Source organism: Burkholderia sp. 4NA327C6 (assembly GCF_005502655.1).
Taxonomy (GTDB): Bacteria; Pseudomonadota; Gammaproteobacteria; order Burkholderiales; family Burkholderiaceae; genus Burkholderia; species Burkholderia contaminans.
The window spans coordinates 14,336-36,711 of record NZ_SCNZ01000032.1; the positions used below are offsets into that span (position 1 = coordinate 14,336).

16 protein-coding genes and 1 pseudogene are annotated in these 22,376 nt (G+C 68.3%); 7 read left to right on the forward strand and 10 right to left on the reverse strand.

The window, feature by feature from the left end; all coding sequences use genetic code 11:
• Window positions 1–74: 74 nt before the first annotated feature.
• Window positions 75–890, forward strand: coding sequence for a helix-turn-helix transcriptional regulator (locus FFS49_RS27555; protein WP_224755828.1), 816 nt, complete (start codon window positions 75–77; stop codon window positions 888–890).
• 419 nt (window positions 891–1,309) lie between these two features.
• Complete coding sequence (locus tag FFS49_RS27560) at window positions 1,310–2,935, forward strand: amidohydrolase (protein WP_105818037.1); 1,626 nt, start codon at window positions 1,310–1,312, stop codon at window positions 2,933–2,935.
• 20 nt (window positions 2,936–2,955) lie between these two features.
• Here the strand turns inward: FFS49_RS27560 and FFS49_RS27565 are convergent, their stop codons facing one another.
• The 5 genes from FFS49_RS27565 to FFS49_RS27585 form a co-directional block, all read right to left on the reverse strand.
• On the reverse strand, window positions 2,956–3,567 hold the full coding sequence (locus FFS49_RS27565; RefSeq protein ID WP_039343987.1) for a cysteine hydrolase family protein: 612 nt from the start codon (window positions 3,565–3,567) through the stop codon (window positions 2,956–2,958).
• Between the two features lie 173 nt (window positions 3,568–3,740).
• A complete protein-coding gene (locus FFS49_RS27570; protein ID WP_105818038.1) occupies window positions 3,741–4,991 on the reverse strand; it encodes an MFS transporter in 1,251 nt (416 codons plus the stop codon).
• A gap of 210 nt (window positions 4,992–5,201) precedes the next feature.
• Window positions 5,202–6,026 carry a hypothetical protein gene (locus FFS49_RS27575; protein WP_198113022.1) on the reverse strand — a complete coding sequence of 275 codons (825 nt, stop codon included), beginning with the start codon at window positions 6,024–6,026 and terminating at the stop codon, window positions 5,202–5,204.
• 349 nt (window positions 6,027–6,375) lie between these two features.
• Window positions 6,376–7,890 carry a cytosine permease gene (locus FFS49_RS27580; protein ID WP_105818039.1) on the reverse strand — a complete coding sequence of 505 codons (1,515 nt, stop codon included), beginning with the start codon at window positions 7,888–7,890 and terminating at the stop codon, window positions 6,376–6,378.
• A gap of 202 nt (window positions 7,891–8,092) precedes the next feature.
• Window positions 8,093–8,740 (reverse strand): glutathione binding-like protein, encoded by a 648-nt coding sequence (locus tag FFS49_RS27585; protein WP_105818040.1) that lies wholly within the window; start codon window positions 8,738–8,740, stop codon window positions 8,093–8,095.
• A gap of 105 nt (window positions 8,741–8,845) precedes the next feature.
• Here FFS49_RS27585 and FFS49_RS27590 point away from each other — a divergent pair, with 105 nt between their 5' ends.
• Window positions 8,846–9,970 carry a pyruvate dehydrogenase gene (locus FFS49_RS27590; RefSeq protein ID WP_105818041.1) on the forward strand — a complete coding sequence of 375 codons (1,125 nt, stop codon included), beginning with the start codon at window positions 8,846–8,848 and terminating at the stop codon, window positions 9,968–9,970.
• Between the two features lie 18 nt (window positions 9,971–9,988).
• On the opposite strand, the gene FFS49_RS27595 is transcribed toward FFS49_RS27590, so the two are convergent.
• The gene (locus FFS49_RS27595) at window positions 9,989–10,444 is read right to left on the reverse strand and encodes a MarR family transcriptional regulator (RefSeq protein WP_071332302.1); all 456 of its coding nucleotides are present in this window, start codon (window positions 10,442–10,444) and stop codon (window positions 9,989–9,991) included.
• 173 nt (window positions 10,445–10,617) lie between these two features.
• Between FFS49_RS27595 and aceE the strand changes: the two genes are divergently transcribed.
• Window positions 10,618–13,302 (forward strand): pyruvate dehydrogenase (acetyl-transferring), homodimeric type, encoded by a 2,685-nt coding sequence (gene aceE / locus FFS49_RS27600; RefSeq protein ID WP_105818042.1) that lies wholly within the window; start codon window positions 10,618–10,620, stop codon window positions 13,300–13,302.
• Between the two features lie 59 nt (window positions 13,303–13,361).
• Here the strand turns inward: aceE and FFS49_RS27605 are convergent, their stop codons facing one another.
• The 3 genes from FFS49_RS27605 to FFS49_RS27615 are packed head-to-tail and all read right to left on the reverse strand — an operon-like array spanning window position 13,362 to window position 19,292.
• Entirely contained in the window at window positions 13,362–14,891 is a 1,530-nt protein-coding gene (locus FFS49_RS27605) for an efflux transporter outer membrane subunit (RefSeq protein WP_105818043.1), read from the reverse strand.
• On the reverse strand, window positions 14,888–18,049 hold the full coding sequence (locus tag FFS49_RS27610; RefSeq protein ID WP_105818044.1) for a multidrug efflux RND transporter permease subunit: 3,162 nt from the start codon (window positions 18,047–18,049) through the stop codon (window positions 14,888–14,890). The genes FFS49_RS27605 and FFS49_RS27610 overlap by 4 nt, the downstream gene beginning before the upstream one ends.
• A 13-nt stretch (window positions 18,050–18,062) precedes the next feature.
• The gene (locus tag FFS49_RS27615) at window positions 18,063–19,292 is read right to left on the reverse strand and encodes an efflux RND transporter periplasmic adaptor subunit (RefSeq protein WP_105818045.1); all 1,230 of its coding nucleotides are present in this window, start codon (window positions 19,290–19,292) and stop codon (window positions 18,063–18,065) included.
• A gap of 80 nt (window positions 19,293–19,372) precedes the next feature.
• Here FFS49_RS27615 and soxR point away from each other — a divergent pair, with 80 nt between their 5' ends.
• Together soxR and FFS49_RS27630 are read left to right on the forward strand one after the other, a co-directional pair.
• Complete coding sequence (gene soxR / locus FFS49_RS27620) at window positions 19,373–19,852, forward strand: redox-sensitive transcriptional activator SoxR (RefSeq protein WP_039343964.1); 480 nt, start codon at window positions 19,373–19,375, stop codon at window positions 19,850–19,852.
• 195 nt (window positions 19,853–20,047) lie between these two features.
• Window positions 20,048–20,200, forward strand: a pseudogene (locus FFS49_RS27630) (LysR family transcriptional regulator); the annotation flags it as partial.
• Between the two features lie 63 nt (window positions 20,201–20,263).
• Here the strand turns inward: FFS49_RS27630 and FFS49_RS27635 are convergent.
• Window positions 20,264–20,917 carry a TetR/AcrR family transcriptional regulator gene (locus FFS49_RS27635; RefSeq protein WP_039343957.1) on the reverse strand — a complete coding sequence of 218 codons (654 nt, stop codon included), beginning with the start codon at window positions 20,915–20,917 and terminating at the stop codon, window positions 20,264–20,266.
• Window positions 20,918–21,066: 149 nt separating this feature from the next.
• On the opposite strand from FFS49_RS27635, the gene FFS49_RS27640 reads away from it, so the two are divergent.
• Complete coding sequence (locus tag FFS49_RS27640) at window positions 21,067–22,359, forward strand: NAD(P)/FAD-dependent oxidoreductase (protein ID WP_046548236.1); 1,293 nt, start codon at window positions 21,067–21,069, stop codon at window positions 22,357–22,359.
• Window positions 22,360–22,376: the final 17 nt, after the last annotated feature.

Consider the following 22,376-nt stretch of genomic DNA (forward strand, 5'->3'; position numbering starts at 1 on the left):
GCCGCGCCGCCGGCGTGCCGTCGCAAGCGAAGCACGGCCGGCACGGGCGGCCGTTCGCGAAGACGGTGTCAACGATGAACCCCGCCCATATTTCCCTCAGCAATGCCGGCGACCTGGTCGCCAGCCTCGGCAGTCCGCAGTTTCCCGCCCGGCTCTGGGCGTGGCTGCGCGAAACCGTCGATCCGCAGTCCCATTACAGCGTCGCGACACGCTACCGTCGCGATGCGCCGTCGCAGTCGATCGACAGCGTCGACGTGCTGTTCTTCGCGGGCGGCGACGATCCCGACGGCACGCGCCACGCGCTCGACCTGTACACCCAGGGCGACTGGCGCACCGACACGCTGCTCCCGCATATCGAGCGCGCCACCGATTCGCAGCTCGTGTTCTCGTGCAACGAGGACATCGATACGGCAACCGAATACGGCCGCCATTTCGCGCTCGGCGATCTCGGCGAAGACTGCACGCTGCTCGGCAGCGAGCGCGACTATGTCTATGCGTTCTCGCTGTTCCGCCGGCGCGGCCAGCCGTCCTATACGCTGGCCGAGCTGGCGCTGCTGCGGCAGCTCGGCGATTTCGTGCTGCCGCTCCTGATCCAGCATGCACGGCTCGCCCGCCTGACGCCGCGCTCGGACGACGGCGCGCTGCTGCAGCGCTTCGAGCAGCGCCTGTCGGCCAGCGGCGCGGCGCTGTCGCAGCGCGAGCGGCTCGTGTGCCGCGCGGTGCTGCAAGGCCGGCCCGTCCCGCAGATCGCAGAGACGCTCGCGCTCAAGCCGAGCAGCGTGCGCACCTATCTCGGGCGCGCGCTCGCGAAGCTCGGCGTGGCGAACCGGGCCGGGCTGTTCGCGTGGTGCGTGACCGAAGAGGAACCGCCGGAGGACCGCGGTCAATAGATGCACCCTCCGCATCGCGTCAATCCGTCTCGCCCCCGCCGCCTTTGTCGCGCGTTGTCCTCAAAACGATGACAGACAGCCGGCCACCCCGCTCCTAGTATCTGACTCACCCGACGACAGGAACGCGTCGGATATCACGGAGACACGGCATGCCGAATACCGGATGAACGCCGGCCCGCACGGCCGCGCGCGCGTCGCCCATCGATCCGCCGATTCCGACCCGGTGGCGCGATCGGCGTGACGCTCGCGCCGGGGCCGGCCTTCACCACGACGCCCCGCCGCGCCTGCCGCGCAGCACCGGCACCTAGCCGCCCCGCACCTCATTCCAACCCGACCGGGTTCACCCGACCGGACGTGCCACACGGCCCGCCCGCCGGACACGTGCGCCTGTCGAACCTTCCCCCATCCGGAGGAGACACATGCAACACGCCGATACCGTCTATCTGAACGGCCTGCTTTACACGGGCGATGCGCAACGCCGCTTCGCGCAGGCGCTCGCCACCAAAGAAGGCAAGATCGTTGCTGTCGGCCGCGACGACGACGTCCGCCCGCTGGCCGGCCCCGCGACGCGCATCGTCGACCTGGCCGGCGGGCTGATGCTGCCGGGCCTCATCGACGGCCACGTGCATCCGCTCGAAGGCCACCAGATCCTCGGCGACTTCGACCTGTCCGGCATCAACGATCCCGACGCGATCCTGCAGCACATTCGCGCATGCGCCGATGCGACGCCGAACGAACCGTGGGTCTATCTCGGCGGTGCCAACCTGGCCGCATTCGGCGCGTATCCGACCCGCGAGCTGCTCGACAGGATCGTGCCCGACCGGCCGCTGCTCGTGGTCGGCTTCGACGTGCACAGCGGCTGCCTCAACACGAAAGGGCTCGAAGCGGCCGGCATTCACGCCGATACGCCGGACCCGGCCGGCGGCGTGTACGAGCGCGACGCGTCCGGCGCGCCGAATGGCGTCGTGCACGAAGCGGCGTTCTACCGCGTATGCCCGATCATTCCGCAACTGAGCCCGGCCGGCTACCCGAAGTCGCTCGCGAAAGCGCACGCGATGGCGCACGGTTACGGCCTCACCGGCTGGTTCGACGCGCGCGTCGAGGAGGCCGAGCTCAACGCGTATGCGGACGCGCAGCGCGCGGGCACGCTGAAGGTGTACATGAGCGCGGGCCTCTATGCGAACCCGCGCCGCGATCCGCGCGAACAGATCGAGCGCTTCGCCAGATGGCGTCGCGAGTACGAATGCGACAACCTGCGCCTGCATACGGTGAAGATCTTCGTCGACGGGGTGCCCGAATCGAAGACCGCCGCGCTGCTCGAGCCATACGCCGGCACCGACGATTGCGGCCTCGCGCTGTGGAGCCAGGACGCACTGAACGAGATCTGCCTGCTCGCCGATACGGCCGGCTTCGACCTGCACTTCCACACGCTCGCCGACCGTGCGGTACGCATGACGCTCGACGCGCTCGAATATGTCCAGATCCGCAACGGCATGCGCGACCGCCGCGCGCAGCTCGCGCACCTGCAGCTCGTCGATCCGGCCGACATGAGCCGCTTCAACCGGCTCGGCGCGATCGCCAGCGTGCAGACGCTGTGGACGGCCGCGCGCGAGGAGCAGCAGCAGCTCTACCGCGACCTGCTCGGCGCGGAACGCACCGCGCGCAACTATCCGTTCCGCAGCCTGCGCAACGCGGGTGCGATGCTCGCGGCCGGCTCCGATTGGTCGGTCAGCACGATGGACCCGATGCAGATCATCCAGACGGGCGTCACGCACCTGCTGATCGACCAGCCCGACAGCCCACCGTGGAATCCGCACGAACGCCTCGACCTGCTCACGATGCTCGAGGCCTATACGGTGAACACCGCGTATGCGCTGCGCTTCGACGACTGCACGGGTTCGCTCGAAGCGGGCAAGGACGCGAGCTTCGCGATCCTCGACCGCAATCCGTTCGCGTATCCGGTCGAGACGTTTGCGCAAACCCGTGTGATCGAGACGTGCTTCCGCGGCGAAGTCGTATACGCCGCGCCGGGCTGGGCCGACTGAAGCACGCATCCGTGCGGCCGTCAGGCGACGGCCAGCGCCAGCACCTGCTCGGTCGTCAGCACGTCGCCGAACGTGTCCGACAACGCGGCCAGCGTCGCGCGATGGAGGTCGCGGTGCGATACCGTGCCGCCGTCCGCGATGTCGAGGTCGCGCGTCGCGCATGCGTCGTCGACGACGATCACCGCGTAGCCGAGCGGCACCGCATCGCGTGCCGCACCGGCGACGCATGCATGCGTCATCAGGCCCGTGACGATCAGCGTGTCGACACCGGCCGCCTTCAGGCGCGCGTCGATGTCCGTCGTCGGGAACACGCTCACCGACGTCTTCTTCACCACCGTGTGATGCGCCGCCGGCTGCAGGTCCGCGTGAAAGCGAAAGCCGTCGCTGCCGTCGGCGAAGATCGGGCCGTCGGCCGCATCGACGTGCTGGACGTGAAACACCGGAATGCCCGCACGATCGGCGAACGCGATCACGCGCTGCGCGTTACCCAGCGCGCGCGGCCCCTCCGGAATCGGCAGGCGGCCGCTGAAATATTCATTCTGGAAATCGATCACCAGCAGCGCGGTGCGGGCGGCGTCGATCGATGTCGGCGCGCTCGCGCCCGCCAGGGTACGGATGGTCGGATGTTGCATGGGTCGCCCTCTCTGTTGGCATGTCGAAGGAACGGCGCGCCGGGCCAGCCGGCGCCGCCGTACGCGGCCCGGCTACTCCCGGGACGCGAGGCGCCAGTGTCGGGCCGCACGCCCCGGCGCGACAGCGGTGCGCGGGACAACGTCCGACAGGATCGGGCCAACGTGCAAGCCGCCTACGACAGCGCGGCCGTTCGCGCGCCCGGCTGCGTGCGGCCATACGCGACCATCATCGCGAAGCTGAGCAGGAAGCCCACGCCGCCGACCAGCAGCAGGCCGATCTCGCCGAACACGGGCAGCAGGTTCGTGAGCGCGCCCGTGACGACCCACGCGACGGCCATCACCGAGCCCGCGACGCCGAGCGCCCAGCCTTGCCGATCCTCGCTGACCGCGTCGGAGAACGCCGTATACATCGTCGTGTACGCGACCATGTCGAAGCAGCCGACGACCATCGCGAGCGCCCACAGCACCGGCTCGTGCGGGAACAGCGCGGACAGAATCTGGCCGACACCCGCGACGAGCAGGCCCGTCTTCGCGATATCGACCACACGCCACACGCGCAGCATCCGCCGCACGACGAACAACAGCCCGAACACGAAGCAAAGGCCAATCACGCCACTGAACAGCCCGAGCCGCGCACTGGTGTAGCCGAATTTCGCCTGCAGCAACAGCATGATGGTCTGCAGGTAGAGCCCGTAGCCGACCTGCATCAGGAAGAACACGACCGACAGGAACGCGACGTTGCGCTGGCGCGCGGCCTCCCCGATGATCCGCAGCGGCAGCAGCGGATCGATGCGCGTGTCGCCGCGCGGTGCGGCCGAATCGCGATACGACGCCAGGGTCCAGAACGCGCAGACCAGCGACAGCGCGGCGACCAGCACGAACGGCGTGCCGTAATCGAACAGCGGCGAAATCGTGCGATCGGACGTCACGCCGCCGAGCACGGGGCCGACGATCACGCCCGCACTGAACGCGAGCGACATGATGCTCATGTTGTACGCCTTGTTCTGCGGCGTGCTCAGGTCGGTGATCGCCGCCTGCGCAATGCCCTGGCAGCCTGCCATGAGCCCGGTGAGCCCGCGGCCGGCCAGCAGCAGCGCGACGCTCGCGTGCCACGCGCCGGCCGCCATCATCGCATAGCCGGCCGCGAGGCCGAGCAAGCACAGCAGCAGGATCCTGCGGCGACCGTAGCGATCGGACAGGTCGCCCATCAGCGACGAGCCGAAGAACATGCACAACGGGTAGATCCCGTAGCCGAGGCCGAGGTAGAAATTGCGCGCATGCGCACCGGCGTTGGCCGGCAGGATGCCCGCGTGCGGATCGCTGAAGATCGCGGACATCATCGGATAGACGAGCCCGAAGCCCATCGCGTCGATCGCGATCGCGAGCAGGCAGGGGCCGAGCAACTTGTAGTTGAGCCGGGACATGGCGACCTTCCGGACAGAGTGGATGATCGCCCAAGCGTAACGATGGGGCAGCGCCCGCGGTAGGCCGCCGCCCGCGATGCTAAGCATCGGTTCGCCCGATACCCGAACCGACTCGGCAACCGATCGATCGCCTCGACGCCCGGGGCCGGGGCCGGGCCGATCAGCCCCGTCGAGCTGCCACGGAACCGGCCTGGCGACCCGCGTCGTTCTTCACGTCGACAGCCGGACGATCCCGTACGGATTGAACTTGAAGTCGTCCTCGTCGTGAGACCCGTCGTCGACCAGCAATGCATCGCGTGCGTGTAACGTCGCATCGATCCCCTGTCGCACGATCTCGTCGGCCACGGCATCCATGATGGCCACGGAGTCGCAATCGGTTCCGCGCGAACGCGGCACCTGCACGTCCGGCAAGCCGACCAGATGAAAGCCCACGCTCTCGAAGTAACCGTCCGATCCCAGCGGGCGCCGAGCGAACGCCAGCCGGCCCACCCGGTTCTGCGCAAGCGTGTCGTCGCGGTCGGTCGCGACCGCGCCCATCCGAATCAGCTCTCGCCATCGGTGCAGCCCGTGCGCCACGCCCGCGCTCTCGCCCTTGACCGCCACGGCACCGGCATCGATCAGCCGATCGACCAGGAACAGCGCACCGATCGTCGCACGCACGGCATTGTCCCGCGTCATACGCGGGCCGAGCACGTACAGCACCGACTGATGTGCGCCGACGGCTTCGGCGTCCGCCCGCGTCCACGCATCCGGTTCGACGCGGTCGCGGCAAATCTCGAACGAACGGCTCATCCGCTCGTCCGGCGCGGCGGTGGAACAGGCATCGTCGACGCCGAACCCCGTCGCGAATTCGGCAATCGCCGCGTTCGTCGCATCGCGCAGGCGCCGCAGTTCGCGTTCAGCGCCGAGAAAGCACAGCACGTGCCGCGGCTGCACCAGCGATTCACCCGACCAGGCTGCCCGCCGGTCCGTTTGCGGCACGGCGGCCTGTTGCGCCGCCCCGCCGTCGAGCAGCTTCTTCAACCTTGAAAACATCCGTCACCTCCCATGCCGACCTTACGTGCCGCCATGATAGCGACCTGCTAAGTCACGGGAGCGACGGCGCCGACGCGTTCGACCACGTCATCCGTATCGGGGGGGCGCCTGCCTGCGTGCCGGAATCGATCGGCGGCAGCCCGCGGGACAGCCGCATCCGTCGCTATTTGACGCCCAACGGCTCGCTCCGAAACTGCCGGCGCGCGAGCACGCACGGCGCGCCGTCGCGCATGAACACGCCGTACAGCCGCCCCCTCTGGCAATCACACGCCCGAAATCGACGATGCCGCCGGCGGCTCTCCCGCGCGGCGGCATCGTCATTTGCAGTGCAACGCACCACGCGCCGCGCTTACCCCTTCGGCTGGATCGCCGGTGCGCCATTGCCGCGCGCCGCCTGCCCACTACCCCGCACGAAGCGTCGCCCGCGCGGACCGTACACGCCATCCGGTTCCGGATACAGCGTCAGCAGCACGAAATACAGCGCGCCGCCTACCGCCAGCGACACCGGCACGCTGAGATCGAGCCCGCCCGCGAGGTTGCCGAGCGGCCCGACGAACTGCCCCGGCAGGTTCACGAACGACAGCCCGACGAACGCGGCCGGCAGCCACGCCCCCATCGCGCGCACGTTCCATCCATGCGTGAACCAGTAGTGGCCGCCGCGCAGCCCGCGGTTGAACACCTGCAGGTCGTCGCCAAGGTAGTAGCCGCGCCGCGTCACGTAGCCGATCACCATGATCGCCATCCACGGGCAACTGAACGTGTCGATCAGCGTCGAGAACGTCGCGACGCTTTCGACGAGGTTGAACCAGAAGCGGCCGACGAAGATGAACGCGATCGCGACCGTGCCGATCAGCAGCGTCGCACGCACGCGGTTCAGCAGGCGCGGGAACATGCTCGACACGTCGAGGCCGGTGCCGTACAGCGCCGTCGTGCCGGTCGACATCCCGCCGATGATCGCGATCAGGCACATCGGCAGCAGGAACCAGCTCGGCGAGATCGCAAGCAGCCCGCCGACGTAGTCGTTCGACGCGATGAACGCGGGCGCCTTCGTCGCGATGATCGTCGCGGTCGCGAGGCCGAAGAAGAACGGCACGAAGGTCGCGATCTGCGCGGCGAACACGGCGCCCATCACGCGATGCTTCGGCGTGTGCCGCGGGATGTAGCGCGCCCAGTCGCCGAGCGTCGACGCGAACGATACCGGGTTGCTCAGCGCCACCAGCACCGCGCCCACGAACGCGGCCCAGAAGCCCGCGCTACCCTGCTGCACCGTGCCGGCGTAGCGCGTGTCGAACAGGCCGGCGAACGCGAACAGCCCCGCGACGAACAGTACGCTCGCCGCCCACACGGCGATCTTGTTGACCCACAGCATGAAGCGAAAGCCGTAGATGCAGACGATCAGCACGAGTACCGCGAAAACCATGTACGCCGCGCCGAGCGTGAAGCCGTTGACCGGCACGCCGACCATGTCGTGCGCGCCGCCGACGAGCGCGTCGCCCGAGCTCCACACCGCGAGCGAGAAGAATGCGATCGACGTGAGCAGCGCAAGGAACGAGCCGACGATCCGGCCGTGGATGCCGAAATGCGCGCCGGACGACACGGGGTCGCTCGTGCCGTTGCGCGAGCCGAACAGGCTCATCGGCGCGAGGATGCAGGTGCCGGCGAGCACGCCGAGCACGATCGCGCAGACACCCGCCTTGAACGACAGCCCGACCAGCACGGGAAAACTGCCGAGCACCGATGTGGAAAAAGTATTGCAGCCGCCGAACAGCAACCTGAACAGATCGATCGGCCGCGCATAGCGCGATGCATCGGGAATGCGCTCGAAACCGAACGACTCGACCTGCGTAATCCTGCCTTCACTCATTTGTCTCCCACTCCTCTGGTGCGTCTGTACCGCCCGGGACTGCGGCGATACGACACATCGTCATCGATTCGCGGCCACTCTAAACCGGATCGCGCGGCGCAAATATCACGCATTCGAGACGTTTACGACGAAGGAGAACAATGTTTCCCGGCAGGCCAGCGGCCGGCGCCCGCGCCATCCGTACGGCGCGGGCGATGCGAGGTCAGTGCGCGCCCTCCGCCGCCGGCGCGCGGCATGCGACCAGGCCCCGCTGAACGGCTTGCCGCGCCTCGATGCCGGCGAGCCAGCGCGCGACGTGCGGGTAGTCGGCCAGATCGAGATCGAGTTCGGGCGCCGTGCGCAGCCACGGAAACGCGGCGATGTCGGCGATCGAATACCGCGGCGACGCGAGATACGCCGATTCCGCCAAACGGCCATTCACGACGCCATAGAGGCGCCGCGCCTCGTTCCGGTAACGCTCGAGCGCTTGCGCATTGACCGTCGTCGAGGCATGCAGGAACCACCAGAGCTGGCCGAGCATCGGCCCGATCCCGCCGATCTGGAAGTGCAGCCATTGCTGGACGGCCGTGCGCTCGGCCAGCGTCTCTGGATGCAGAACGCCCGTCTTCGCGGCGAGATAGCTCAGGATCGCGCCGGATTCGAACACGGTCAGCCCGGTGTCGTGGTCGACGATGGCCGGGATCTTGCCGTTGGGGTTGATCGCGAGGAACGCCGGGCTGCGTTGTTCGCCGGCGGACAGATTCACGTGCACGCGGTCGTAGGCGAGCCCGGCCTCTTCCAGGTAAATGGCGATCTTGTGTCCGTTCGGCGTGTCGGCCGTATGGAACGTGAGGGGATGCGTCGAGATCATGTCGGTCCTTGTCTTCCGGTTATCGTTGCAACTACAATCGTTGCAATTGCAATCCTATGCCGGAATCGACAGCCCCGGTGACATGCCAGTACTCGAAGGAGGGACATGCAGACTGCGCGATCCGGTCCGCCCGTGCGGACACCCGACACCCGCCGCGCCGCGGCGGCCTGCCTCGAAACGCTGCTGACGCAACGGCTCGCGCCGGGTGGCCGCGCGGTGTCGCCGCTCGGCGCGATGCGCGCCGCCGCCGATTGCCTCGAACGCGATATCGCGACATCGGAACGCGTATGGATCGTGCGTGCCGATGCGCGGGAACCGTCTGCGGACACCGACGCACATCGCCGCATCAGCGCGTGGCCGCTGCGGTTTCTCGATGCGCGCAAGCGGTTCGAGAAACCAATGCTGTACCTGCTGCATGCGCGCGCGACCGACCGGCTGCGGCTGGCGTCGGCCGAAACCGTCGATCGCGGGATCTTCGTCAACGATGCCGAAACGGTCGCGTCATCCTGGCCGAAAGGCGTGACGCCCGACGTCCCCCACTGGCTGGCCGCGAACACCGCGTGCACGCCGTACGATCCGGCGTCGGGCCATGAGGCGATTGCGATCCTGCGCCACGCGCTGCGCGCGCTCTATGTCGCCGGCCAGCCTGGATTCTGTTACCTCGCGAGCCACGACGATCTCGTCCCCGAGGCGAAACCGCTGTCGGCCACGGCGGCCCGCGACGCGTTCAGCGGCATGGTGCGGGCCGGCCGGCGCGCAGGGGCCGGCGCGGCTGCGCAGATCCGGCTGTGCGGCGCGGGCAGCACGCTCGCGGAAGTCATGAAAGCAGCCGATCTGCTGCGCGACGAATGGCGTATCGATTCGACGATCTGGAGTTGCCCGAGCTACACGCAGCTCGCCCGCGACGGTTACGCAGCCGACCGATGGAACCTGCTGCACCCGTACGACGAACCGCGCATCGCGCATGTGCGCCGATGCATCGGTAACAGCCGCACGCCGGTGCTCGCGGTGACAGGCTATGCGCGGCACGTCGCCGCGCAGATCGGCGCATTCGTCCCGGCCCGCTTCGCGGCGCTCGGCGCGGACTCCGCCGGCCCGGGCGCCGGTGCCGGCATGCGCGCGCCGAATGCACGCTGGATCGCCGCGGTCGCGCTTCGCCTGCTGGCCGACGATGGCCGGGTGCCGGCCGACTGGGCCGCGCGGGCGATGCGCCGTCATGCGAGCGGCTGACGCGCGGGCCGGCCGCCGCTACTTCGCGTCGGCTCCGGCCTCGCGCGCCGCGGCGATCGCACGGTCGAGCGCGGCGGCCATCGCCGCCTGTTCCTTGCTGCCGAACTGATCGAGAAAGAGTTCCGCGACCGTCGACTGGTACACCTTCCACATCTTCTTGCGCAGCGTCCGCCCCTTGTCGGTGATGCTCGCATACGCGGCGCGGCCGTCGTCCGCCGAACGGGCGCGCGTGACGAGCCCCTCCTGTTCGAGCCGGTCGATGAGCCGCGTGAGGTTGTAGCGCTCGATCGCGAGCACGTCGGCGAGTTCGTGCATGCGGCGCGTGCCGTCGGGCCCGCTTTCGAGCCCCCACAACGCGTCATACCACGCATAGGCCGGCAGGCCGGCCGCCGCGAGGCGGCGCTCGATCTCGCGAATCATCGTCCGGTGTGCGCGGACGAACGAGAACCACAGATCGGGTTCGGGTGCGCTCATGTCAGGTCGTTCCTCTCGTTGAATTGCAGTTGCAATTAAATTTTACCTCGATAACAATTGCCTCCATACGATTGCAATTGCAACCATCCGCCCGCCGATCGGCGGGCGTTCCGTCGCGCGTCGCGGCGCCACGATCGTCGCCCCGCGCAGCCTTATGCTTCTGGAGACATTGCATGACCGCACCTCTCACGCTACCCGACATCGACCCGCAGGAAACCCGCGAATGGCTCGATGCGCTCGAATCCGTGATCGCACTCGAAGGCCGTCCGCGCGCGCACTACCTGCTCGACCGGCTTTCCGACCTCGACGCGGCACGCCACGGCGACCTGCACGGCCGCGTGACGACTGCCTACGTGAACACGGTGCCGCGTGCACGACAACCCGCCTATCCGGGCGATCTCGCGCTCGAGCGGCGCCTGAACGCGATGATCCGCTGGAACGCGATGGTGATGGTGCTGCGCGCCGGCCGGCTTTCGAACGTCGGCGGGCACATCGCGACCTACCAGTCGGCCGCCGTGTTGTACGACGTGGGCTTCGATCACTTCTTCCGCGGCCGCACCGACACGTTCGACGGCGACATGGTCTACATCCAGGGGCATTCGGCACCCGGCATCTATGGCCGCGCGTACCTGGAAGGCCGCATCACGGACGCGCAACTCGACAACTTCCGCCGCGAGGCCGGCCGCGAAGCGGGACGCGACGGGCTGTCGTCGTATCCGCATCCGCGGCTGATGCCGGATTTCTGGCAATTCCCCACCGTGTCGATGGGGCTCGGGCCGCTCACGGCCGCATATCAGGCACGCTTCATGCGCTACCTCGAATATCGCGGGCTGAAAGCGCATCAGGGCCGCAAGGTGTGGGCCTTTCTCGGCGACGGTGAAATGGACCAGCCCGAATCGCTCGCCGCGATCTCGCTCGCCGGGCGCGAACGGCTCGACAACCTGATCTTCGTCGTCAACTGCAACCTGCAGCGCCTTGACGGCCCGGTACGCGGCAACGGCAAGGTCATCCAGGAACTCGAAGGCACGTTCCGTGCGGCGGGCTGGAACGTCATCAAGGTGATCTGGGGCGCCGGCTGGGATCGCCTGCTCGAACGCGACACGACGGGCCTGCTGCGCCAGCGCATGATGGAATGCGTCGACGGCGACTACCAGACCTTCAAGTCGCAGAGCGGCGCGTACGTGCGCGAGCATTTCTTCGGCAAGTATCCCGAGTTGCTCGAACTCGTTGCGGACCTGTCCGACGACGACATCTGGAAACTGGCGCGCGGCGGCCACGACCCGGAAAAGGTGTATGCGGCCTATGCGCAGGCGATGCGCGCGGACGGACGGCCGACCGTCGTGCTCGCGAAAACGGTCAAGGGCTTCGGGATGGGCGAGGCCGGCGAAGGCCAGAACGTGAACCACCAGTTGAAGAAGATGAGCGCGGATGCCGTACGTGCGTTCCGCGACCGCTTCGCGCTGCCGGTCAGCGATGCGCAGCTCGACGAACTGCCCTACCTGAAGCCGGAACCGGGCAGCGCCGAGGCACGCTACTTCGCGGAACGCCGTGCCGCGCTCGGCGGCCACGTGCCGGCCCGCTTCAGCTCCGTGGCGCCGCTGCCGGTGCCGCCGCTCGCAGCGTTCGACAGTCAGCTCAAGGACAGCGGCGAGCGCGGGCTGTCGACGACGATGGCGTTCGTGCGCATCCTCGGCACGCTGCTGAAGGATCCGGCACTCGGCAAGCTCGTCGTGCCGATCGTGCCGGACGAGTCGCGCACGTTCGGGATGGAGGGCCTGTTCCGCCAGATCGGCATCCACTCGCATCTCGGCCAGCTCTATACGCCGCAGGACGCCGGCCAGCTCAGCTACTACAAGGAAGCGAAGGACGGGCAGATCCTGCAGGAAGGCATCAACGAATCGGGCGCGATCGCGTCGTGGATCGCGGCCGGCACGGCGTACAGCAATCATGGATTGCCGACGATTCCGTTCTACATCTTCTATTCGATGTTCGGGCTGCAACGCGTCGGCGATCTGGCTTGGGCGGCCGGCGACGCACGTACGCGCGGCTTCCTGCTCGGCGCGACGTCGGGCCGCACGACGCTGATGGGCGAAGGGTTGCAGCACGACGACGGGCACAGCCACGTGCTGTCGTCGGTGATTCCGAACTGCGTGTCGTACGACCCGACCTATGCGTACGAGCTGGCCGTAATCGTGCGCGACGGCCTGCGGCGGATGTTCGCGGAACAGGAGGACGTCTACTACTACATCACGCTGCTCAACGAGAACTACCCGCATCCGGCGCTGCCGGACGGCGCGGAGGCCGGCATTCTCAAGGGGCTTTACCTGCTGCGCGAAGGTACGTCACACACGGCCGATGCGCCGCATCTGCAGTTGATGGGCAGCGGCGCGATCCTGCGCGAAGTGATCGCCGCGAGCGACCTGCTCGCGCAGGACTTCGGCGTGTCGAGTGACGTGTGGAGCGCGACGAGCCTGAACGAACTGCGCCGCGACGGGCTCGCCGCGGAACGCTGGAACCTGCTGCATCCCGAGCAGGCGCCGCGCGTGCCGTATGTGCAGCAATGCCTCGACGGTCGCAGGGGGCCGGTGGTGGTGGCGACCGACTACATGAAGATCGTCGGTGACCAGATCCGCGCGTTCGTCGACGGCCGGCGCTTCGTGTCGCTCGGCACCGACGGCTTCGGCCGCTCGGATACGCGCGACGCACTGCGCACGTTCTTCGAGGTCGACCGGCACTTCATCGTGATCGCGGCGCTGAAAGCGCTCGCCGACGACGGCGCGATACCGCGCACCAAGGTAGGCGAAGCGATCCGGCGCTACGGCATCGACATCGACAAGGTCGATCCGGCCAGCGTGTAACCAAGCGGCGTGCGGCAGGCGGGATTACTCCGGCCTGCCGCGCCGCCGCCCCGTCCGCGCTACTGTGCTGGCTGCCCCGCCTGCGCGAGCGGGCTTTGCTGCGGGCCCTGCCCCGTTCCCGACGGCCAGCCGCCCGCCAGCGCCTTGTACAACGCCACTGTCGCCGCGGCGCTGCGCATCTGCCCGTCGGCCGCCGCATCCTGCGCCTGCAGCAGCGTGCGTTGCGCGTCGAGCACTTCGTAGTAGTCGATCGCACCCGCCGAAAAACGCGCCTGCGCCAGTTGCGCGGCACGCGCGCTGTCGGTCGCGGCCTGCACGAGATGGCCCGTCTCGTCACGCGTGCGCGCAGCGCGCAGCAGCGCGTTCTCCGTTTCCTCCAGCGCCCCGAGCACGGTCTGCCGGTACTGCGCGAGCTGCCCGGCCGCTTCCGCATCGCTCGCGGCGATCCGCGCACGCACGCGGCCGACGTCGAGGAACGACCAGTCGATGCCGAGCGCGATCAGGTTCGTGTCGCTGCCCGCGCGGAAGAACCCGTAACTGCTCGTCGCGCTGCCGAGCAGCCCTGACAGCGTGAAACGCGGAAACAGGTCGGCCGTCGCGACGCCGACGCGTGCGGTCGCCGCGTGCAGCCGCGCCTCGGCGGCCGCGACGTCGGGCCGACGCCGCAGCAGGTCGCCTGGCGTGCCGGGATCGATGTCGGCGGCCAACGCCGGCAGCGGCACCGGTGTGCCCGCCGCCGCGGCTGCCTTCGGAAGATCGAAGCGGCCGATCAGCGCGTCCGGCGTCTGCCCGGTCAGCACCGCGAGCCGGTGCTCGTCGACGCCGATCGCCGCTTCATACACGGCAATCCGCGACGTCGTCGATTCGTACTGTGCGCGCGCCCGCGCCGCATCGAGGTCGGACCCTCTCCCCGCACCGACACGTGCATTGATCAGCGCGAGCGTCTGCTTCTGGTTGTCGGCATTCTCGCGCGCGATCCGCAGCCGCTCCTGCGAGCCGCGCAGATCGACGTACGTGCTCGCCACCTCGCCGGCGATCGCGACGCGCACCGCGCGCACGTCCGCCGCGCTGGCGGCCGTTTCCGCACGCTGCGACTCGATCGAACGACGCACGCGGCCGAACAGGTCGAGCTCCCACGCGGCATTGATCCCGACGCTGGACGTCGGATTATCGCGCTGGCTGCGCGGCGCACCGAACGCCTGGTCCTTGCTCATCAGCTGATGGCCCACCTGCCCGCTCGCGGTGATCGTCGGGTACCGATCGAACGTGGCCCGCGACAGCAGCGCATTCGACGCGTCGTAGCGCGACACGGCGACCTGCAGGTCCTGGTTCGCCGCGAGCGCCGTGTCGATCAGATGCGTGAGCACCGGATCGCCGAAGCCGCGCCAGAACGCGGCATCGGCATCGGCCGACGCGTCGGGCGGCGTATCCGGTGTCTCCGGCGTCGTACCGGACGGCGCCGCCGGATGCGTATCGCGTGCGAACCGCGCGGCCGTGGCCGTGTCGGGTCGCTTGAAATCGGGGCCGACCGCGCACGCGGCGAGCGTCACCGACATCGCGAGCGCGGAAAGACGAAAAGCGGCGCTCATCGGTTTTCTCCTTCGAGGGTGCCGTGGTGTTCGCTCCACACGGCCGGCGTGCCGCCCGCGAGCTTGCGGATCGCCACATAGAACACGGGCGTCAGGAACAGCCCGAACAGCGTCACGCCCAGCATCCCCGCGAACACGGTGATGCCGGTGGCCGCGCGCACTTCGCTGCCCGCGCCGCCGCCGATCAGGAGCGGCACCGAGCCCGCGATGAACGCGACCGACGTCATCACGATCGGGCGCAGCCGCAGCTTGCACGCTTCGAGCGCGGCTTCGATCACGCCCTTGCCCTGGATCTCGAGCTCGCGCGCGAACTCGACGATCAGGATCGCGTTCTTGCACGCCAGCCCCATCAGCACGACGAGGCCGACCTGCACGAACACGTTGTTGTCGCCGCCCGACAGCCACACGCCGAACAGCGCGGCGCAGATGCATACCGGCACGATCAGGATCACCGCGAGCGGCAGCGTCCAGCTCTCGTACAGCGACGCGAGCACGAGGAACACGAGCATCACCGCAAGCGGGAACACGACGATCGCCGCGTTGCTCTGCGTGACCTGCTGGTAGCTGAGGTCGGTCCATTCGAGCGTGATGCCCGGCGGCAACACGTCCTTCGCGATCTGCTGCAGCTTCCCGATCGCCTGCGACGACGACATCACCTTCGGATCGGCGTCGCCGATCAGGTTCGCGGCCGGATAGCCGTTGTAGCGAACGACCGGGTCGGGCCCGTACGCGGGCACCACCGTCACCATCGAGCTGATCGGCACCATTTCGCCCTTCGCGTTGCGCGTGCGCAGGTTCGCGATGTCGGCGGCCGTCTGCCGGTGCCCGGCATCCGCCTGCACCATCACGCGATAAACGCGGCCGAACAGGTTGAAGTCGTTCACGTACATCGAGCCGAGATAGACCTGCAGCGTGCTGAACAGGTCGGTCAGCGCGACGCCCTGCGCCTTCGCCTTCAACCGGTCGACCTTCACCTCGAGCTGCGGGATGTTCGCCTGGTACGAGCTGACCGGGTAGCTCATCCCCGGCGTCCTGGCGACCGCGGCCTGGAACGCGGTGAGCGCGTTCTGCAACGCGCCGTAGCCGAGCCCGCCGCGATCTTCCAGGTACAGCGAGTAGCCCGAGCCGTTGCCGAGGCCCTGGATCGGCGGCGGCATCAGCGCATAGGTGATGCCGCCGCCGATGGCCGCGAAGCGCGCGTTCAGGTCCGCGTTGATCTGCGCGGCGCTGCGGTGGCGCTGGTCGAACGGCTTCAGGATCACGTACGAGTTCGTGATGTTCGGCGTGTTCACGCCCTGCAGCGCGTTCAGCCCGGCAAACGCCGGCACCATCTCGACACCGTCGGTGCCGAGCGCGATCTTCGTCATCTGCTCGGTCACCTCGCTGGTGCGCGCGAGCGACGCGCCTTCCGGCAGCTTCGCACCCGCGAACAGGTACAGCTTGTCCTGCACGGGGATGAAGCCGCCCGGCACCGCGTTGAGCAGCAGCGCGGTGGCCGCAAGCAGCACGGCATAGGCCGCGAACACCACGCCGCGCCGCTTCAGCGTGCGGCCGACGAAGCCGTGATAGCGGTCGAAGAAGCGATTGAACGGACGGAACAGCCAGCCGAACGCGCGATCGAGCCCGCGTGTGAGCACATCCTTCGGCGCGTCGTGCGGACGCAGCAGTTTCGCCGCGAGCGCGGGCGACAACGTCAGCGAGTTGATCGCGGAGATCACCGTCGAAATCGCGATCGTCACCGCGAACTGCCGGTAGAACTGGCCCGTGACGCCGGACATGAACGCCATCGGCACGAACACCGCGCACAGCACGAGCGCGATCGCGACGATCGGCCCCGACACCTCGCGCATCGCCTGATGCGCGGCATCACGCGGGCTCAGGCCCTGCGCGATGTTCCGCTCGACGTTCTCGACGACCACGATCGCATCGTCGACGACAATCCCGATCGCGAGCACGAGCCCGAACAGCGTCAATGTGTTGATCGAATAGCCGAGCAGATAGAGCCACGCGAACGTGCCGACCACCGAGACGGGCACCGCGACGAGCGGAATGATCGACGCGCGCCACGTCTGCAGGAACAGGATCACGACGAGCACGACCAGCACGACGGCCTCGATCAGCGTGTGCTGCACCGCGCGGATCGATTCGCGCACGAACACCGTCGGATCCCACACGGGCCGGTACGCGACGCCGGGCGGGAAGCGCTTCGACAGCTCGTCGAACTTCGCATACACGGCCTTCGCGACCTCGAGCGCGTTCGCGCCCGGCGACAGGAAGATGCCGACCACGGCCGAAGGCTTGTCGTTGAAGTACGAGCGCAGCGTGTAGTCGCCCGCGCCGAGCTCGACGCGCGCGACGTCGGACAGTTTCACTACCTGCCCGTCGTCGCCGGTGCGCAGCACGATGTCGCCGAACTCCTGCACCGTGCGCAGCCGGCCGCGCACGTTGATCGACAGCAGGAAGTCGTTTTTCTTCGGCGACGGCTCCGCGCCGAGCTGGCCGGCCGACACCTGCACGTTCTGCTCGCGCACGGCGGCGATCACGTCGCTCGCGGTCAGCCCGCGCGACGCGAGCCGGTTCGGGTCGAGCCACAGCCGCATCGCATAGTCGCCGGCCCCATACACGCCGACGTCGCCGATCCCGGTGAGCCGCGACAGCTCGTCCTTCACGTGCAGCGTCAGGTAGTTGCGCAGGTACAGCGAATCGCGGCTGTTGTCCGGCGAATAGAGGCTCACGTACATCAGCGGCGTGGGCGACTGCTTCTGCGTGGTCACGCCGTACTGGCGCACCTCGTCGGGCAGGCGCGACAGCGCCTGGCTCACGCGGTTCTGCACGCGCACGGCGGCCGTGTCGGGATCGACGCCCTGCAGGAACGTGACGACGACCTGCAGGCTGCCGTCCGAACCGGCAACCGACTTCATGTACATGATGCCTTCGACGCCGTTGATCGCTTCTTCCAGCGGTTCGGCGACCGATTCGGCGATTTCCTTCGGGTTCGCGCCTGGGTACGTCGCACGCACGACGACACTCGGCGGCACGACTTCCGGGTATTCGCCGGCGGGCAGCATCGGAATCGAGATCAGGCCGATCGCGAAGATGACGATCGACAGCACGACCGCGAAGATCGGCCGGTCGATGAAGAATCGGGAGAAATCCATTGGCTGTCTCCCGTTACTGCGCGGCCGGTGGCGCGCCGGCATCGGCGACGGCCTGCGTGCCGTTGCCCGGGCCGGTGCCCGCGCCATTGCCGGCACCGGTGTCGGCACGCGCAGGCAGCGCCTTCGGCTTCACCTGAGCGCCCGGATAGTAGATCCGCTGCATGCCGTCGACGACCACGCGGTCGCCCGCCTGGATCCCTTTCTCGATGATCCGCTCGCCCTCCACCCCGCGGCCGATCGTCACGTCGCGGCGCAGCGCCTTGTCGCCGGGCCCGATCACGTACACGTACTTGCGGTCCTGGTCGGTGAGCACGGCCTTGTCGTCGACGAGCAGCGCATCCTGGTCGCGGCCGCTGACGAGCTGCACGCGCGCATACAGCCCCGGCGTAAACGTATGGTCCGCATTCGGCAGCCGCACGCGCGCGCGGATCGTGCCGGTCTGCGGATCGAGCCGGTTGTCGAGGAAATCGACGGTGCCCGCATGCGGGAAACCCGTCTCGTTCGCGAGGCCCACGCGCACCGGATCGGCGCCGATCGCGCGATGTTTCGGATCGGCGCGCCGCGCGTTGTAGCGCAGGTAGCTCTGTTCGTCGCAGTCGAAATACACGTAGACGGGGTTCTGCGACACGACGGTCGTCAGCAGCGTGTCGTCCGCGCGCGCCAGGTTGCCGACGGTGGCGACCGCGCGGCCGACGCGGCCCGCGATCGGCGCGCGCACTTCGGTGAAGCCGAGATTGAGCTTCGCGTCGGCGACGGCCGCGTCGGCCGCCTGCAGGTCCGCACGCGCCTGCTCGGCCGTGGCGCGCGCGTTGTCGAGTTCTTCCTGCGACGTCGCATGCGCATCGATCAGCGTCTGCACGCGCTTGAGCTGCACGTTCGCGAGGCTCGCGGCCGCACGGGCCCGTTGCAGCTGCGCGTTCGCGCGATCGAGCGCGATCCGGTACGGGCGCGGGTCGATCTCGAACAGCAGTGCGCCCTGCGCGACCAGGTCGCCTTCCTTGTAGGCGACGCGCTGCAGATAGCCGCTCACGCGCGGCCGCAGTTCGACCGCGTCGACGGCTTCGACGCGTCCGTTGAATTCGTCCGCGAGGCGGATCGTGCGCGGCGCGATGGTGGCGACGCCGACTTCCGGAAGGGATTGGGCCGACGATGCGCCTTTGCCGTCGTGACAGCCCGACAACGCCAGCAGGAGCGCACAGGCCGCGCCCAAAGGCGACGTCCTGCGTAGGGATAAGGAGAGCATGATGCCTCGCGACGGGTTAAACTGACGCGCAGCATAAAAGTTGAAGTTAACTTCAAGTCAAGTTTTCCCGGAGGGGCAACATGGGTATCCAGGAAACACCGCAATGGCCGCTGCTGTCGATTCGCGAAGTGGCCGCGCGCAGCGGCGTGCCGGCGTCGACACTGCGGTTCTACGAGACGCGCGGGCTGATCAAGTCGCACCGCAACGGCTCGAGCCACCGCCACTATTCGCGCGCGGTGCTGCGGCTGATCGCGTTCATCGTGTTCGCGCAGAAGATCGGCTATTCGCTCGACGAGATCGCCGAGCAGCTCGTCAGCCTGCCCGCCGACACCGCGCCGAGCAACAAGGACTGGCAACGGCTGTCGCGCGGCTGGAAGCAGCGCGTCGCGAGCCGGATCGAGGAGTTGCAGCGCCTTTACATCAACCTCGACGAATGCATCGGCTGCGGCTGCCTGTCGCTGAAGCGCTGCAAGCTGACGAACCCGGAAGACCGCGCGGGCCGCAACGGGCCCGGCGCGCGGCGCTGGCTCGGCGACAAGCCGCCCACGGATATCGAATGACCGGCAGGCCGGGCGCGGCGCGCGACGATCGCCACGCGGTGCCCGTCTTCGATCGGCCGGCGCGCAGTCGCGAACCCGATGCCGCTAGATCCGCCCTCCCTAATGTTGACAATCGATGACATTGGAATTCTGGGCAGCGCAGTGCGATAGGTAAAACACGAGTTCTGTGATCCAGCGGTACGCGAAAGGTATCGCATGATCGATCTGCGCCAGTTCAGGCGGTTCATCGCGGTCGCCGACACGTTCAGCTTCCGGCGCGCGGCCGAGCGGCTGCACATGGCGCAGCCGCCGCTCAGCGCGGCGATACACAAGCTCGAGGACGAGCTGGGCGTCGACGCGCTGCGCGACACTACGCGCCACGCGGTGCGCGAACAGGGGCTCGCGCTGGTGACGTGACCGCCCGCGCGGCGCTCAGCCGCCGAGGATGTTGAGCGCGACCGTGAGCACGGCCTGCTTGAATTCCTGCTGCCGCGTGGGCAGCGACGTGAACTCGCGAATCATGTGGCTGTACGACACGGCCGAGCCGACCGCGCTCGCGACCATGAAGAACAGCACGTCGGGATCCGCCGCGCGAATCTCGCCGGCTTCCACTGCCTCCGCCAGCAGCGGGAACATCACGTCGCGGTACGGGCGGACGAGCCGCTCCTGCAACCGGTCGAGCCGCACGCCCTCCTCGGTCGCCGCCGTCGAGAAAAACATGCCCAGGTCGGGCTCGTCGAACTCGTGCTCGACACACAGCTCGATCGCGCGCCGCACACGCTCGCGATGCGGCAGCGACGATGTGCGCAGCGCGCGCATCGCGTCGAACATCGGTTCGGCCAGCTCGACGATCTGCTCGACCACCGCCAGCCACAGCGTTTCCTTCGTCCCGAAATGGTGCGCGATCAGCGCCGCGTCGACCCCCAGCTCGCGCGCGACTTCGCGCACGCTCGTCGCGTCGTAGCCACGCTTCGCAAAGGTTCGGCGCGCCGCCCGCAATATCACGTCCGGCCCCACGGACGCCCCGGCCAGCGGCCGTCCTCGCATCCGGCGCTTGGCCGGCTCGCGCTCAGTGACTTCAGCCACGTCTTCCTGCTCTCCTTGAATGATTCGGATACCCCTGTTCCGGCCCCGCTCGAGCGGCGTCGAACATCGGGTGACCTGCCCCGCTCCGTTGACACGCGAAGCCGGGAAGCGCTAGGATCATACCTTATTCATCACGTGATGATTTATACATGACAACCCCTACACGCATCGTCATCGTCGGCGGCGGCATCGCCGGCCTGCAGCTCGCCACCCGCCTGGGCGAGCGCCTCGGCCGGTCCGGGCGCGCCCAGGTCACCATCGTCGACCGCAGCCCGACCCACATCTGGAAGCCGATGCTGCACACGATCGCGGCCGGTACGCGCGACGTACAGCAGCAACAGGTGATCTTCCTCGCCCATGCACGTGATCACGGCTACGCGTACCAGCCCGGCGAACTGACGGGGCTCGATCGCGCGCGCCGCCGCGTACAGCTCGGCGAGATCCGCTCGCAGGACGGCGAACTCGTGCTCGAAGCACGCGAACTCGAATACGACGTGCTGATCCTCGCGCTCGGCAGCCAGGCCAACGATTTCGGCGTGCCGGGCGTGCGCGAGCACTGCTATTTCATCGACAGCCAGAAGCAGGCCGAGACCTTCAACGAAGCATTGCGGATGCGCGTATTTCGCAGCATCGCGCGCGACGAGCCGTTCCGCGTCGCGATCGTCGGCGCCGGCGCGACCGGCGTGGAACTCGCGGCGGAGCTGAGCCGCCTGCTGGAAGTGGCACAGGCGTATGGCGACGCGACGGTGCGCGAGCGGCTGCAGCTCACGCTGCTCGAGAGCGGCCCGCGCATCCTCGCCGCGTTTCCGCCGCGGATCTCCGCATCGGCGCAGCGGCGGCTCGAACAGATCGGCTTTCATGTGCTGACGTCCACTCGCGTCACATCGGCCGACGCGAACGGCTTTCACTACGGCGACGGTTCGTTTGCGGAAGCGGACCTGATGGTCTGGGCAGCCGGCGTGAAGGCGCCCGATTTCATGCAGGCGCTCGACGGGCTCGACACGAATCGCGCGAACCAGATCGTCGTCGGGCCGACGCTGCAGGCAACGGGCGACGAGCACGTGTTCGCGATCGGCGATTGCGCGAGCCTGCTGCCCGACGGGCACGAACGGCCGCTGCCGCCCACCGCGCAAGTCGCGACGCAGCAGGCCGAGCATCTTGCAAAGCACCTGCCCGCGTGGCTCGACGGCCAGCCGATTCCGCCGTTCGCATTCCACGATTTCGGCGCGCTCGTGTCGATCAGCGACTACGACGCGTTCGGCACGCTCGGGCAGTTCGGGTTCTTTCGCGGCGGCTTCATCCAGGGGCGCTTCGCGCAATTCAGCCACCTGATGCTCTACCGGCGGCACCAGCAGGCGCTGCACGGCTTCTCCAAGGCGACCCTGCTGTGGATCGCCGAACGGATCAACGGCTGCGTGCAGCCGCGCATCCGGCTCTCGTGATGCCGCGCGTGGCGGTG